The following is a 13,911-nucleotide window of genomic DNA, read 5'->3' as shown; positions in this document are numbered from 1 at the left end:
TGTTTTAAGTTGTTGAAATAGTTGATTTAAATAATCTTTATTTCCGCGCTGATGGTCCACTGCTTTTGGTGACGGAGGGGCATAGACTGTCCTTGAACACTTGCTATGACGCATTCTGAAGGAGGGCAGCATGAGCATCTACCGCGAACAACTTCCGCAATCCAGGGGCACTCTGTTCCTGACCGATGGTGGCATCGAGACCACACTCATTTTCCATAATGGCTTTGATTTGCCGTTTTTTGCGGCCTATCCGCTTCTGGACAGCGCACCGGGGCGGACAGCGTTACGTGAATACTATGAGTCTTATCTCGCCATCGCCGTTCACGGCCATCAGGGCTTTGTTCTGGAGAGCCCGACCTGGAGGGCCAACCGGGATTGGGGCGCTGAACTGGGGCATAGCGAGTCCGATCTTGATCGCTATAACCGCCTGGCGATTGAGCTTCTCGAGTCGTTGCGCAAAGAATTTTCAGTACCTGAAAGCCCAATCGTCATTAGTGGGTGCATCGGACCCAGGGGTGATGGCTACCAGGTGACCAGTCGCATGTCCGGCGAGGAGGCAAGGCAGTACCACTCACACCAGATTGCCGCCTTTGCAGACACCAACGCGGACATGGTGTCGGCGATCACCATGACTTACCCGGAAGAGGCCATCGGGATTACCCTGGCGGCGCAGCAAGCGGGTATTCCGGCTGTTATTTCGTTCACCACAGAGACAGACGGTCGTCTGCCCGATGGAACCATCCTGAAGGACGCCATTGAACGGGTCGACGAGGCGACGGATAACGGCCCTGCCTACTACATGATTAACTGCGCTCATCCGGATCATTTCAGCCAGGCTCTGGAGGCCGGAGAAGACTGGGTGAAACGGATACAGGGAATCCGGGCAAATGCCTCCCGCATGAGTCATGACGAGCTGGATGCCTGCGAAGAACTGGATGATGGGAATCCCGAGGAGCTGGGCCTGCAATACAAACAGCTTCGGAGCGCGTTCCCGAGTTTCTCCATCCTGGGGGGCTGTTGTGGCACCGACCACAGGCACATCGGGGAAATCAGCCATCACTGTCATTGAAACATGGATGGCCGGAGTGTGAGGCAGGAGCCCCCAAAAGGGGCTCCGCGCTCTGGAGGGACGTTTAGTTCTGATAGCTTCCGTAGGTCCCGTCAATCGGCTTGCCCACCACCATGCCTTCACACAGGGGCAGCCCGACTGCCGCCATTTCAGCATCCGGCAGAGCTCCGAGCCCTTCGACCAGCTTGGTGAAAAAGGCCCGGCCAGCGGCGGTAGCGACAATGTCGAACACCTCTCCATCGGTCAGGCCCGAGGCTTTCAGGCGCTGAATATCGTCGGCTTCCACACTCCCTGCATCACGGGCTACTTTCCGGGCCAATGCCATGACGGCTACATCCTGTTCAGAGAAACCGGGCGCGCTCGCTTCCTCACCGCTGGCAATCGCTAATACGTCGTCCGCACTGTAGAACCGCGCCAGCTTCGCACCATGGGCAAGGCTGCAGGCTGTACTTTTCAGTTCGACGGCTGCGGCGACCGTCGCCAGTTCGTAAAGTCTGCGATCCAGCTGTTCCCGTATGCCCCGGTGCAAGTCGGCCCACAGATCCATGGTTTTGGGGCGATGGCAAAACACCTTGGCATAACTGGGCAGAAACCCGTTTCCCTTCAGTTCAGTGTCGTACATGGCGAGGACGTCAGCGTTGGCCTCGGCCGGGTCGATGATGTTGATGAATGTCATGGCGAATCTCCTGTATCAGTTAGCTGGCGCAACGGGGCTGTATCCACTGGGGCAGCAATTTCTCGGGGTGCTTAGGAACAGAGGTGATGGCAATGCCGCTTCGGGAAAGTCTTTCCTTTAGCGAACCATCCTGAAGGGCGGCGAAGACCTCAGAGCAGCCTCCGATCCATTCGCCGCCAATAAAGACTTGTGGGATGGTGGAGACGCCCAGGCTCTCGCTGAGTACGGAGCGAATCTTGCCGCCCCGATCGTTGGCCTGGTATTCCACCGAATCGAGGTCAACGCTGCGGTAGGGCACACCCAGGCTCGCGAACAGCTTCCGAACCGCCCAGCAGAACTCGCACCATTCGAGCGCAAACATCACCACGGGTTCGTTGTCGATCAGTCGCTCGGTGTAGTCCTTAACGGAGGCATCGGTAACGATCTGGACAGGCACGGCTGCGGGGGCAGGCGGAGCCTTAGGAGCTGGCGGCAAATCGAACCTGTAGCCCTGGGTTGATCGTGACAGCGCTATCTCTTCTTCCGTCATATCTTCGGTGATATCGGCAAACAGGGGGGTCGACAGATAGCGCTCGCCGGTATCCGGCAGCATGCAGACGATGTTGGTGCCCGGCTCACTGCGCTCGGCAATGGTCAGGGCGGCCGCCAGAGTTGCGCCACTGGAAATGCCGGCGAAGATGCCTTCCTCCCGGGCGAGGCGCCGGGACAGTGTCAGTGCGTCCTGTCCGTTTACCGGGATGATCTCGTCGATACAGCCGTCGGTGACGGCACCCTCCGTCAGGGAGGAAATAAAATCCGGTGCCCAGCCTTGCATCAGGTGGGGGCGGAACCGGGGGTGACTCCTGGCCACTGAGCCGTCCTGGTTCCTGATCTGGGGGATACCGCTGGCCAGTACCGGAGAGTTATCCGGTTCGGCGACGATGATCTGGGTTTGGCAGCTCTCGGCTTTCAGCACATCCGCCACGCCTTTCAAGGTGCCGCCGGTGCCGTAACCAGAGACCCAGAAATGCAAAGGCTCATCCGCAAAGTCGGCCAGGATTTCCCGGGAGGTGGTCTTGCGGTGTATCTCGGCATTGGCGTCATTGTCGAACTGCCGGCACAGGTAGTAGCCATGTGCCTCCGCCAGTTCAACGGCCTTGTTGAGCATGCCGGTGCCCTTTTCCGCCGCCGGTGTCAGGATGACTTTGGCGCCGAGGAAACGCAGCAACTTGCGGCGCTCCACACTGAAGTTTTCCGACATCACCACCACCAGTGGGTAGCCCTTCGCCGCGCAGACCATCGCAAGACCTATTCCTGTGTTGCCGCTGGTGGCTTCGATCACGGTTTGCCCGGGTTTCAGGTCGCCACTGCGTTCCGCCTTTTCGATAACTTCCCGTGCCATCCGGTCTTTGACTGAACCCATGGGGTTGAAAGCTTCTACCTTGACGTACATGTTCACCCCCTCGGGGGCTAACCGGTTGAGTCTCACTAACGGGGTGTTGCCGATGGTGTCGAGAATGGAGTTGTATCGGGTCATGGGTCATCTCCTGATTGCTGATCCAGGTACCCACGGTAAGTGGGAAGCAATGGAGCCACCGTGGTAGCCACCGTGGAATTTGTTCCAATGACCACTCAAACCCAACGGCTTTGCCTTGAGTTTGTTTTCTGGCGGTTCCTATAATGATTTGACGATCAGGGCAAAGGCCGACTCATACGATGGACCTCTATCTGCATTTCCTTGGTGACATGAAGGTGATGCGCGGCGGTAAAGTGCTGGCCTTGCCACCATCCCGAAAAACCCGGGCCCTGCTGGTGTACCTGGCTATCCAGGATCGCGCCTTCCATCGCCAGTCCCTGTGCGAATTGCTGTGGGAAATCCCGGATGATCCCCGTGGCTCCCTGCGCTGGAGTCTGTCCAAGATTCGCAATCTGGTGGATTCCCAGCACGACACCCGCATTCTCGCTGACCGCAACCAGGTTCGCTTCACCCCCGCCGGCGCCCATATCGACGTCCTTGAGTTGTATCGCCTGGTGGAGGGGGATCTCAGTGACCAGCCGCTGGACGCCCTTGAACATGCCGCCAGTAGCTTTCAGGGCAACCTGCTGGAAGGCTTGGAGCTGCCTAACTTTCATCACTTCCACGCCTGGTGTGTCAGTGAACGGGACCGCATCAATGAGGCGCGTTCGACGCTTTTGCAGGAGATTGTCGACCGGCGCAGTCAAGCCGATGAGCTGGCCAGGGCCTTGCCCTATGCCCGCACCCTGGCGGTGAGTTCGCCCTATGATGAGAGCAAGCGAGCCCAGCTGATTCGCCTGCTGGTGGCCAATGGCCTTGGCGATGAAGCAGAGCAGCAGTACCGATTGGGCAATCGTCTGCTGAAGGAGGTGGGGGTTGAGTCCAGTCCGGCGCTTGTTCAGGCCCTGCACGGAGCCCCGGGTGCTGGCCGCCAGCGCCCGGAGGTGCCCCGTTCGCCCGAGCCTGAACCCGTGGCCGAGCCGATGTTCCCGCGACCCAGGACGCAGCTGGTGGGACGCGACGACGAAATCAGCCAGTTCTCAACCGCCATACGGACCTCCGTTGACCAGTCCTGCGCGATGGTCATTCTCATGCGGGGGGAGCCGGGCATTGGCAAGAGCACCCTGTTAAAGGAAGCGGCCAGACTAACGACCGAGACCGGATTTGCGTCCTTGTCTGCGGCTGCCTTTGAGGCTGAAACCCTGCGCCCCTTTGCGCTCTGGCTGGATGCCCTGCGCCAGAATAAGGGGGAAGGCAATGCCGCATTCGCACCGGCGACCAGTCGGGAACAGCTGCTTGAGCAAATCAACACCGCTGTCCAGGCACAGCTGACCCAGAAGCCGCTGGCCCTATTCTTTGATGATGTGCAGTGGAGTGACGAGTCCAGTGCCGAGGCGCTGCATTACGTCGCCCGGATGAACCGGGATCGGCCACTCATGATTCTGCTGGCATCCAGGGAGGCCGAACTGGAAGACAACCGGGCCATGCAACGTGTGCTGAGGGGCTTGCGGCACGATCGCCTGCTGTATGAGCAGCGATTGAAGCCACTGGCCGATGCCGACGTCAGGCGCATCATAGAGCAGCGCGCGCCCGGCGCAGACAGCGACGAGTTGTGCCAGCGGTGCAGGGGGAATCCGCTGCTGGCGGTTGAGCTGGCCCGGGCCGAATTATCGGGCGGCGCAGGCGGTTCCCTGCAAGAGCTGGTGCTGGACAGGATGTCGCGAATTGATGTCGATGAGGCGGAAGTGATCCGCTGGGCGGCGTTGCTGGCACCAAGGATCTCCATTGAACGCCTCTGTCAGCTTTCTGGCCAGTCTGCCCTGGATGCCGGAACCGCCCTGGAAACCGCCGAGCGGCAATCCCTGATTCAGACCAGAGCCGGCGGATTCGAGTTTGTGCACAACCTGATCGCCCGGAGTATCTACAATGCCTTGTCACCCACCCGTCGTGCAGTGATGCATCGGCACATTGCGCTGTTGCTAGAGCAGGAATCTGCCATTGATCTGGATTACGCCTCCGACCTGGCCCACCACGCCAGCCTAAGCGGAGACACCGCGCTGGCGGTGCGGGCCTGCATCAGTGCAGGGCGCTTGTGTGCACGGTTTTTTGCCAATGAAGATGCCCGTCAGCTGGCCACTCGCGGGCTTCAGATGGTCGAGTCGTTGTCGGAGGTCGATCGTGTCTGCTACTCCATCGAACTGAACGACATTCTGCTGTCGGCCACCTGCGTGGACGACTGGGAAAAAGCTTCCGACCAGCTGGTGGTATTGGCCGAGCATGCTCTGGAATACGACGCCATTGATCACGCCCGTCGGGGATACCAGTTGGCAAGTAATCTTCGATGGTCCCACGGCCAGGGTATTCAGGCCTGGGAAAGCATGGAGCAGGCCGAGCGGGCCACCCGCAGCGGAACGGAGCGGGAGGCGGTTTCCGGTCTGGCGGAGGCGGCCCGATGCCTGGCGCTTTTGGAACGGGATCTGCCGCAGGCCGATGCCATGCTGATGGAAGCGTCTGCGCTGGCGGAAAGGAGCCGGATGCGACCACCGGCCATTCCGGCTTCGTTGGGTATGTTGCGATTCCACGAACACCGGTTTGACGATGCGCGGGCGTTGCTGCGGGAAGGCAAGGCACTGTACCGCAAGGAAGGCATGCGCCACGGGGAGTTCCAGACTTTGGAATATCTGGCGATGCTGGAGTATGAATCTGGCAATTATGTCGCCGCCAGTGCCTGTTGTGAGGAGTTGCTGCAGCTTGGTGAGAAGCTTCCCGAAGGCAGCGAAGCACCGTTTGCCCGCTGCTTTGCGGCCCTGTGCCAAATCGCACTGGGCGGGTCCGATGTCGGGTTGAATGAGGCCATCGAGCAGTTGCGCCAGGCCGACGCCAAGTTTCGCCTGGCCTATGTGTTAACACGCAGTGCGTTTCAGAGCATTGAGCGTGGAGACTGCGCCTCGGCCAGTGCACGGGGGCAGGAAGCTCTGGGCTACGCGAATCTGCTGGATCGCCCCACCGAGCGCACGCTGGCCAATGCGGTTCTGGCCTATTGCCTGGCGCAGAAGGGCGATATGGACGCCAGTAAATCTCATCGTGACGCAGCGTTGTCAGAAACGCCCCATGCAGTAGCCCAGTGGGCTCTTGAGCGCATTGAGCAGCTGATACCAGATGAATGCAATGCAGGATGCGATACCGCTGGAGGCTAACGATCTCCAGCCAACCCATGGGAGAGGATGCGCTTTGATTGATGTCATTGTAGAGCGATTTTACGAAACGCCGCTGTCTGATGAGGACGTCATGCAACTTGCCAGCGAGTCAGACGGCTGTCTGTCACTCTATGGTATCGAGTGGCAACAAAGCTTCCTGGGTAGCAATGGTAAGGATATGATCTGCCACTTCCGGGCACCCGACCTTGAATCACTCCGCCGGGCACTGCGCGAGTCTGGGAGTAATTTCCTGACCTCCTGGAGCAGCAGCGTGCACCCGGCCGGGATAGAGGCGGCCCCGACCGTGATGGTCAGCCGCCGGTTCGATGAGCCGGTGAAAATTGAAGACCTTCAGGCCAGGGAGGATGCCCACGGTGGATGCCTGAAAGCGCACAATGTCCGCTTTGTGCATTCCTACTTTTCACAGGACAAGACCCGGATGTTGTGCCTCTACGCGGCGCCCGATGCGGAGGCGGTCCGCCATGCCCAGTATCAGGCCGGTATGCCCGTAGAAAGCATCTGGGCGTTCAAACATTTCCATCCATGACGATTTTTGTCGAAATTCCACGCTTCTTACCACGGTGGTTTCCACGGTAAGGCGAGACACTTTCTCCATCGACCAATACCGGTCGACCAACAGCTCAGCCAACTTAACGAGCTGAATCAGGAGAAAGTCATGAACATGATCGCTACTCAGAAATCTGTCCACAACGGTATCAATGTTGAAGCCCTGGTAGGCGCCCGCGATGCGGTTACCCAGATGCCGGCCGCTGCCCAGTTCCAATGGCGCGCCCAGTGTGAATGGGTAAACGGCACTCACTGTAACACCTCCGTGGAAGGCTTTTTTGGTCTGGGCGAGGAACAGAACCACAAACAGAAAGCCACCTTTGATGCGGATCATCCGGAAGTGTTTGCCTCCGAAGACAACGGCATCACACCGGTCGAATACATCCTGGTGGGTCTGGCCAGCTGCCTGACCGCAGGCATCGCCTCGGTGGCCCAGTACAGGAATATCCAGCTGCACTCTGTGAAGGCGTCCCTGGAAGGGGATATGGACCTGCGGGGCATCCTGGGGGCGGATGGCGATGTCCGCAATGGTTTTGGTGATGTTCGAGTGTGCTTCGACATCGACGCCGATGCCAGCCAGGAGGATATCGAAGCGCTGGTGGCTCAGTCCCAGAAGCGTTCAGCGGTGTTCGACATCCTGACCAACCCCACCAACGTTTCAGTTGTCGTAAAGTGAGCGGCGTTAACCGGGTAGATTGCGTGATCGTTGGTGCCGGTCACGCAGGACTGGCTTTCAGTGCCTGCCTGCAGGAACAGCAGATTGATCATGTACTGCTGGAACGCGGCGAAGTGGCTAACGCCTGGCTTAGCCAGCGTTGGGACTCCCTGCGCCTGCTGACACCCAACTGGCAATCGCAACTACCCGGTTACGCCTACCGGGGAGACTCGCCGGATGCCTTTATGACGGCTCAGGAAACCGCTCGTTTCATCAGTGGCTACGCCGGCGCGATCAACGCGCCGGTGCAGACCTCCACGGCGGTTCGGCGGGCGACGATCCATGGGGAAGGCTTCAAGGTGGAGACCAGCCGGGGCGACTGGCAGTGCCGGTCGCTGGTGGTGGCCAGTGGCGCCTTTGCCCGGCCGAAATTGCCGGTGTTTTCCTCCCAGTTGTCGCCGGCCATCAGCCAGTTCAGTTGCCTGCATTATCGTAATCCGCGGCAACTGCCGTATGGAGACGTGATGGTGGTGGGGGCCTCTGCAAGTGGTCTGCAGATTGCTGCGGAACTCGCACAAAGCGGTCGGGGTGTGGTGTTGTGTGTGGGTGAACACGTGCGTATGCCCCGCACCTACCGGGGGTTGGATATCCAGCGGTGGCTGCATCTGATGGGGATGCACAACGAACGATACGATCAGGTGGAGGATCTGAAACGTCTGAGACGGTTGTCATCACCCCAGTTGATTGGCGACGTCGCACAGCGCATCTTCGATCTCAATCACGTCCGCTCGCTTGGGGTTCAGTTGGCGGGGCGTCTGGTGTCGGCCCATGACCAGACCGTCCAGTTTTCCGGCTCGCTGCGCAATCACTGTGCGCTGGCGGATCTCAAGCTTCAGCGACTGGTTCGTCGCATTGATGACTGGGCGGATCGGCAGGACCTGCTTATGGACATTGATGACCCGGTCCCCTTCGGCCCGACACAGATAGAGTCGTCACCGCTTCTGAAACTGAATCTGGCACAAAGGAACATCCGGAGTGTGATCTGGGCCAACGGACTGCAGCCGGATTACCGCTGGCTGGTGGACATGCCCGCCTTCGATGATAAAGGCAGGCTCAAGCACGATGGAGGTATTGCAGACATCGATGGACTGTACGTGATGGGGTTGCCGTTCATGCGCCGCCGGAATTCGAGTTTTATTCATGGCGCCGGGGAGGATGCCCGGGAACTCTCAAGTCACCTGGTTCAATATCTGGAGTCTGTCGCATGTCCAATGGACAACTTGATGGTCGGCAATTGCTAGGTTTTCTGCAATTCAGGAGAAAAGAGTGCGCGGCCTGTCGGTCCTGTTCTCACTTGTGGGCTTGATCGACGGGCGAACCTGCTGTTTGATCAGTATCTTCATGGCCTTTCAGGGAGCCCCCTTCAGTGTACGTGCCCAACCACTTCAGAGAAGACGACAGCGATGAGCTGCGCCAACTGATACAGGAACACAGTTTCGGATTGCTGATCGTGGCGGATGAGGAGGGCATCGAGGCTAACCATTTGCCCTTTCACCTGAGCTACGAAGGGGGCGAAGCCCCGGGTAGCTTGCGATGTCATGTGGCCCGAAGCAATCCTGTCTGGAAACGCCTGCAAGATGGCGCGAAGGTTCTGGTGGTATTTCAGGGGCCTGATGGCTATGTCTCTCCGTCCTGGTACGCAACCAAGTCGGAAACCGGTCGGGTGGTGCCTACATGGAACTACGTGGCTGTTCATGCCGAAGGGCAGGCCCGGGTAATTGAAGATTCCGCCTGGCTGCATCAGCTGCTGCGAGACCTGACCAACCGTCACGAGTCCGGCAGGAGCGAACCCTGGGGGGTTGAGGATGCGCCGGCGGATTTCACCGAGGGGTTAGTGAGGGCGATAGTTGGTATTGAGGTTTCGATTGAAACACTGATCGGAAAAGTAAAGGCGAGCCAGAACCAGCCGGAACGAAACCGGGCTGGCGTCAAAGCCGGCCTTGAACGGGAGGAAACCGAAGCGCGTTGCGCCCGGTCAATGTCTGATTTTGTGCACGTATTGTGAGATACCTGATCCGGCGGGCCGACGTAACGGATTTGGCGGCTTTGGTGGCCTTATTTACCCGCTCAGTCCATGAACTCGCTGCCAGCTACACTCCGGATCAGCGTCACGCCTGGGCGCCGATGGAACCTGATCTGTCGGTATGGCAGGCCCGGTTCGATGAAATGACAACCTATGTTGCTGATGTCGGTTCCAGGCCAGTGGGGTTCCTATCGATTCAGGAATCAGATCACATTGAACTGTTGTATACCCACCCGGATTTTGCCCGTCAGGGTGTGGCGACCGAACTGTACCGCCATGCCATCGCGCAGCTTCCTGACTCAGCTAATCTGATTAGCACCGAAGCCAGTTTGGAAGCTCGACCGTTCTTCGAACGCCAGGGCTTTGAGGTGGTTGAAGAACAATGTGTGATTCGTCATGGGCAGGAATTTCGTCGTTTCCGAATGATCTGCAATAGACGTATTTTCCCTACGAGCTAGCTTCCCATGCCGCACTGTCCCTGTTTGAGGAGAAAGTGGTGAGCGACTTCCAACTGATGATTGACCTTTATACCCAGACCGCCGGCAAGGGGAGGCCCTACCGGCAGTCTGAAGGGATCACTAGAACGAAATCCGTTCCTTTTCATTGATCCCCAGGTTTTTCCAGATATTCAGGCTTGGCTGGGCCTGGTTCAGCGTGTAGAAGTGCAGGCCGGGGGCGCCGGCTTTCAGCAGTCTCTCACACATATCCGTGACCACCTCTTCACCAAACTTGCGGATGCTGTCGGTGTCATCACCGTAGGCTTCCAGCTGTTTCCGGATCCAGCGCGGAATTTCCGCCCCGCACATGTCGGAGAACCGCACCAGGCTGGAGAAGTTGACGATCGGCATGATGCCGGGCACCACCGGTACCGTAACGTCCATCTTCTCCAGGCGATCGATGAAGTAGAAGTAGCTGTCGGCGTTGAAGAAGTACTGCGTGATGGCGCTGTTGGCGCCGGCCTTCACCTTGCGGGCGAAGTTCTGCAGGTCTTCTTCCGCGCTGCGCGCCTGGGGGTGGAACTCCGGATAGGCTGCCACTTCCAGGTTGAAGGTGTCGCCGCTGTGCTCGCGGATAAATTCCACAAGCTCGTTGGCATAGCGAAGTTCACCCGAAGCCCCCATACCGGAGGGCAGATCGCCCCGCAGGGCGACGATGCGGCTGATCCCCTGCTGCTTGTACAGGTCCAGCAGTTCGCCGATTTCCTCGCGGGTGCCCCCGACACAGGACAGGTGCGGCGCTGTGGAAATGCCCTGTTTCTGCAGGGTCAGCACGGTGTCGATGGTGCGGTCACGTGTCGAACCGCCGGCGCCAAAGGTGACCGAGAAGAAGTCCGGATTCACCTCGGCCAGCTGGTCGCGCACAACCTGAAGTTTTTCCTTGCCCTGGTCGGTCTTGGGCGGGAAAAACTCGAAGCTAAAACGGCGCTTGAATTGTTTTTGACTATCCATGTGTGTGTCCGATCAGTACTTGTAGCTTTCTGGCTTGTACGGGCCTTCGACCGGTACGCCGATGTATTTTGCCTGGTCAGGCGTCAGCTTGGTGATCACGCCACCAAAGCCTTCCACCATGGCACGGGCCACTTCTTCGTCCAGCTGCTTGGGCAGGACCTGAACGTACACGCCCTTGGCCTTGCCGTCTTCCGGCAGGTCGGCGAACTTGCGCTCGAACAGGTACATCTGGGCCAGCACCTGGTTGGCGAAAGAACCGTCCATGATCCGTGACGGGTGGCCCGTGGCGTTACCCAGATTTACCAGTCGGCCTTCGGACAGCAGGATCAGGTGATCGTTGCTGGCCTTGTCACGGTAGATCACGTGCACCTGAGGCTTGACCTCGTCCCACTCCCAGTTCTTGCGCATGTAGGCGGTGTCGATCTCGTTGTCGAAGTGACCGATATTGCACACCACGGCGCCAGATTTCAGTGCCTTCAGCATGTTGGCGTCGCACACGTTTACGTTACCGGTGGTGGTGACCAGCAGGTCCGTGTTCTGCAGCAGTTCGGTGTTGATGGAAGCTTCGGTGCCGCTGTTCACGCCGTCGGCATACGGAGACACAACTTCGAAGCCATCCATGCAGGCCTGCATGGCGCAGATCGGGTCCGCTTCGGTGACCTTCACAATCATGCCTTCCTGGCGCAGGGAAGCGGCAGAGCCTTTACCCACATCCCCGTAACCGATCACCAGCGCCTTCTTGCCGGCCAGCAGGTGGTCGGTCGCGCGCTTGATGGCGTCGTTCAGACTGTGACGACAACCGTATTTGTTGTCGTTCTTGGACTTGGTCACCGCGTCATTAACGTTGATGGCCGGTACTTTCAGAGTGCCTTCCCGCAGCATTTCCTGCAGACGGTGCACACCGGTGGTGGTTTCTTCGGTCACACCATGGCACCTGGACAGGATTTCCGAGTAGCTGTCGTGCAGCAGGGCGGTGAGGTCGCCGCCGTCGTCCAGAATCATGTTCGGTTCCCAGCCGTCCACATCGGCACCGACGGTACGCTCCAGGCACCATTCGTATTCTTCCTCGGTTTCACCTTTCCAGGCGAACACCGGGATGCCCTGGGCGGCAATGGCTGCGGCCGCGTGGTCCTGGGTAGAGAAAATGTTGCACGAGGACCAGCGAACGTTCGCGCCCAGTTCCACCAGGGTTTCGATCAGTACCGCAGTCTGCACGGTCATGTGGATGCAGCCCATGATGTTGGCGCCTTTCAACGGCTGCTCAGCCTTGTACTTTTCCCGCAGTTTCATCAGCGCCGGCATCTCGCCTTCGGCAATGCTGATTTCCTTGCGCCCCCAGTCGGCCAGGGAAATGTCGCGGACTTTGTAGTCGCTGAAGCTGTTCAGTTGCTCAGCCGGAGTGCTCATGGGTGTTCTCCTGTTCGTTTTCGGCTTCCGGAGCCAGTTGCTCTCAGGGCCTTCGAGTTAAATGGTATTGAGCGTATGCCGTCAGGAATACGCCCGGCAACGTGATTTAGATACCCGCGGCGTCCTTCAGGGCAGCGGCACGATCGGTTTTTTCCCATGGGAAGGCGGTGAAGGTCTTGCCGTTCACGGTCATCTCGTACGGGTCTCGACCAAAGTGGCCGTATGCGGCGGTCGCCCGGTACATGGGGTGCAGAAGATCCAGCATGTTGGTGATGGCATACGGGCGCAGGTCAAAGTGCTCGCGCACCAGCTGAATGATCTGGTCGTCGCTGATCTTGCCGGTACCGAAGGTGTTCAGGGAAATGGACGTCGGCTGGGCGACACCAATCGCGTAGGACACCTGGATTTCGCACTTGTCGGCCAGGCCGGCGGCCACAATGTTCTTGGCAACGTAACGGCCGGCGTAGGCTGCAGAGCGGTCTACCTTGGACGGATCCTTGCCGGAGAACGCGCCACCACCGTGACGGGCCATGCCGCCGTAGGTGTCGACGATTATCTTGCGGCCGGTCAGGCCGCAGTCGCCCACCGGGCCACCGATCACAAACTTGCCGGTCGGGTTGATGTGGAACTGGGTGCCACTGTGCAGAAGCTCGGCGGGCAGCACGTTCTTCACGATCAACTCCATCACCGCTTCTTTCAGGTCGGTCTGGGTCACGTCCTCGTCGTGCTGGGTAGACAGAACCACGGCATCGATGCCGACGACCTTGCCGCCCTCGTACCGGCAGGTGACCTGGCTCTTGGCGTCCGGACGCAGCCATGGCAGCAGGCCGCTCTTGCGGGCCTCGGCCTGGCGCTCTACCAGGCGGTGGGCAAAGGTAATCGGAGCGGGCATCAGAACGTCGGTTTCGTTACTGGCGTAGCCAAACATCAGCCCCTGGTCGCCGGCACCCTGATCTTCCGGCTTCTGGCGGTCAACGCCCTGGGCAATGTCGACAGACTGCTTTCCGATGATGTTGATCACACCACAGGTGTCTCCGTCGTAGCCAACGTCGGAGGAGGTATAGCCGATGTCCTTGATAACGCCCCGCACCAGGTCTTCCAGGTCGACCCAGGCGCTGGTGGTGATTTCGCCGCCAACGATGGCTACGCCGGTCTTCACCATGGTTTCACAAGCAACCCGCGCGTGCGGATCGTCGGTCAGGATGGCATCCAGAACGGCATCAGAAATCTGATCGGCCAGTTTGTCCGGATGGCCTTCGGAAACAGACTCGGAAGTAAAGATGCTGTAGTCAGACATAGCGTTGCTCCTCGTTG

General features: G+C 59.0%; 12 protein-coding genes. 7 read left to right on the top strand and 5 right to left on the bottom strand.

Translation table 11 applies throughout. From position 1 onward, the window contains the following. Positions 1-130: 130 nt before the first annotated feature. Entirely contained in the window at positions 131-1,069 is a 939-nt protein-coding gene (locus QVZ43_RS03190; protein WP_302908843.1) for a homocysteine S-methyltransferase family protein, read from the top strand. 64 nt (positions 1,070-1,133) lie between these two features. On the opposite strand, the gene QVZ43_RS03185 is transcribed toward QVZ43_RS03190, so the two are convergent. Next, a complete protein-coding gene (locus tag QVZ43_RS03185; protein WP_223794344.1) occupies positions 1,134-1,745 on the bottom strand; it encodes a carboxymuconolactone decarboxylase family protein in 612 nt (203 codons plus the stop codon). Positions 1,746-1,764: 19 nt separating this feature from the next. Next, positions 1,765-3,261, bottom strand: a complete 1,497-nt coding sequence (gene cysK / locus QVZ43_RS03180) for a cysteine synthase A (RefSeq protein WP_302908842.1) — start codon at positions 3,259-3,261, stop codon at positions 1,765-1,767. A 179-nt stretch (positions 3,262-3,440) separates the two neighbouring features. Between cysK and QVZ43_RS03175 the strand changes: the two genes are divergently transcribed. From QVZ43_RS03175 to QVZ43_RS03150, 6 genes are all read left to right on the top strand, one after another. After that, positions 3,441-6,437 (top strand): ATP-binding protein, encoded by a 2,997-nt coding sequence (locus QVZ43_RS03175; protein ID WP_302908841.1) that lies wholly within the window; start codon positions 3,441-3,443, stop codon positions 6,435-6,437. Positions 6,438-6,471: 34 nt separating this feature from the next. Further along, on the top strand, positions 6,472-6,984 hold the full coding sequence (locus QVZ43_RS03170; RefSeq protein WP_302908840.1) for a DUF4242 domain-containing protein: 513 nt from the start codon (positions 6,472-6,474) through the stop codon (positions 6,982-6,984). A 129-nt stretch (positions 6,985-7,113) separates the two neighbouring features. Continuing rightward, positions 7,114-7,680 carry an OsmC family protein gene (locus QVZ43_RS03165; RefSeq protein ID WP_302908839.1) on the top strand — a complete coding sequence of 189 codons (567 nt, stop codon included), beginning with the start codon at positions 7,114-7,116 and terminating at the stop codon, positions 7,678-7,680. Then, on the top strand, positions 7,677-8,960 hold the full coding sequence (locus tag QVZ43_RS03160) for an NAD(P)-binding domain-containing protein (RefSeq protein ID WP_302908838.1): 1,284 nt from the start codon (positions 7,677-7,679) through the stop codon (positions 8,958-8,960). The genes QVZ43_RS03165 and QVZ43_RS03160 overlap by 4 nt, the downstream gene beginning before the upstream one ends. A 125-nt stretch (positions 8,961-9,085) precedes the next feature. Beyond that, positions 9,086-9,724, top strand: a complete 639-nt coding sequence (locus QVZ43_RS03155) for an FMN-binding negative transcriptional regulator (RefSeq protein WP_223794338.1) — start codon at positions 9,086-9,088, stop codon at positions 9,722-9,724. 44 nt (positions 9,725-9,768) lie between these two features. Then, a complete protein-coding gene (locus QVZ43_RS03150) occupies positions 9,769-10,200 on the top strand; it encodes a GNAT family N-acetyltransferase (protein ID WP_302908837.1) in 432 nt (143 codons plus the stop codon). Between the two features lie 120 nt (positions 10,201-10,320). On the opposite strand, the gene metF is transcribed toward QVZ43_RS03150, so the two are convergent. The 3 genes from metF to metK all read right to left on the bottom strand — a co-directional run bounded on the left by metF (position 10,321) and on the right by metK (position 13,894). Continuing rightward, a complete protein-coding gene (metF, locus tag QVZ43_RS03145; RefSeq protein WP_223794336.1) occupies positions 10,321-11,190 on the bottom strand; it encodes a methylenetetrahydrofolate reductase [NAD(P)H] in 870 nt (289 codons plus the stop codon). Positions 11,191-11,202: 12 nt separating this feature from the next. After that, the gene (gene ahcY / locus QVZ43_RS03140; protein ID WP_223794335.1) at positions 11,203-12,597 is read right to left on the bottom strand and encodes an adenosylhomocysteinase; all 1,395 of its coding nucleotides are present in this window, start codon (positions 12,595-12,597) and stop codon (positions 11,203-11,205) included. A 106-nt stretch (positions 12,598-12,703) separates the two neighbouring features. Then, complete coding sequence (gene metK / locus QVZ43_RS03135) at positions 12,704-13,894, bottom strand: methionine adenosyltransferase (protein WP_302908836.1); 1,191 nt, start codon at positions 13,892-13,894, stop codon at positions 12,704-12,706. Positions 13,895-13,911: the final 17 nt, after the last annotated feature.

The organism is Marinobacter suaedae, from assembly GCF_030519635.1.
GTDB classification, from domain to species: Bacteria; Pseudomonadota; Gammaproteobacteria; order Pseudomonadales; family Oleiphilaceae; genus Marinobacter; species Marinobacter suaedae.
Note: the sequence above shows the minus strand (reverse complement) of the source record. Positions and strands in the feature narration are given on the sequence as shown.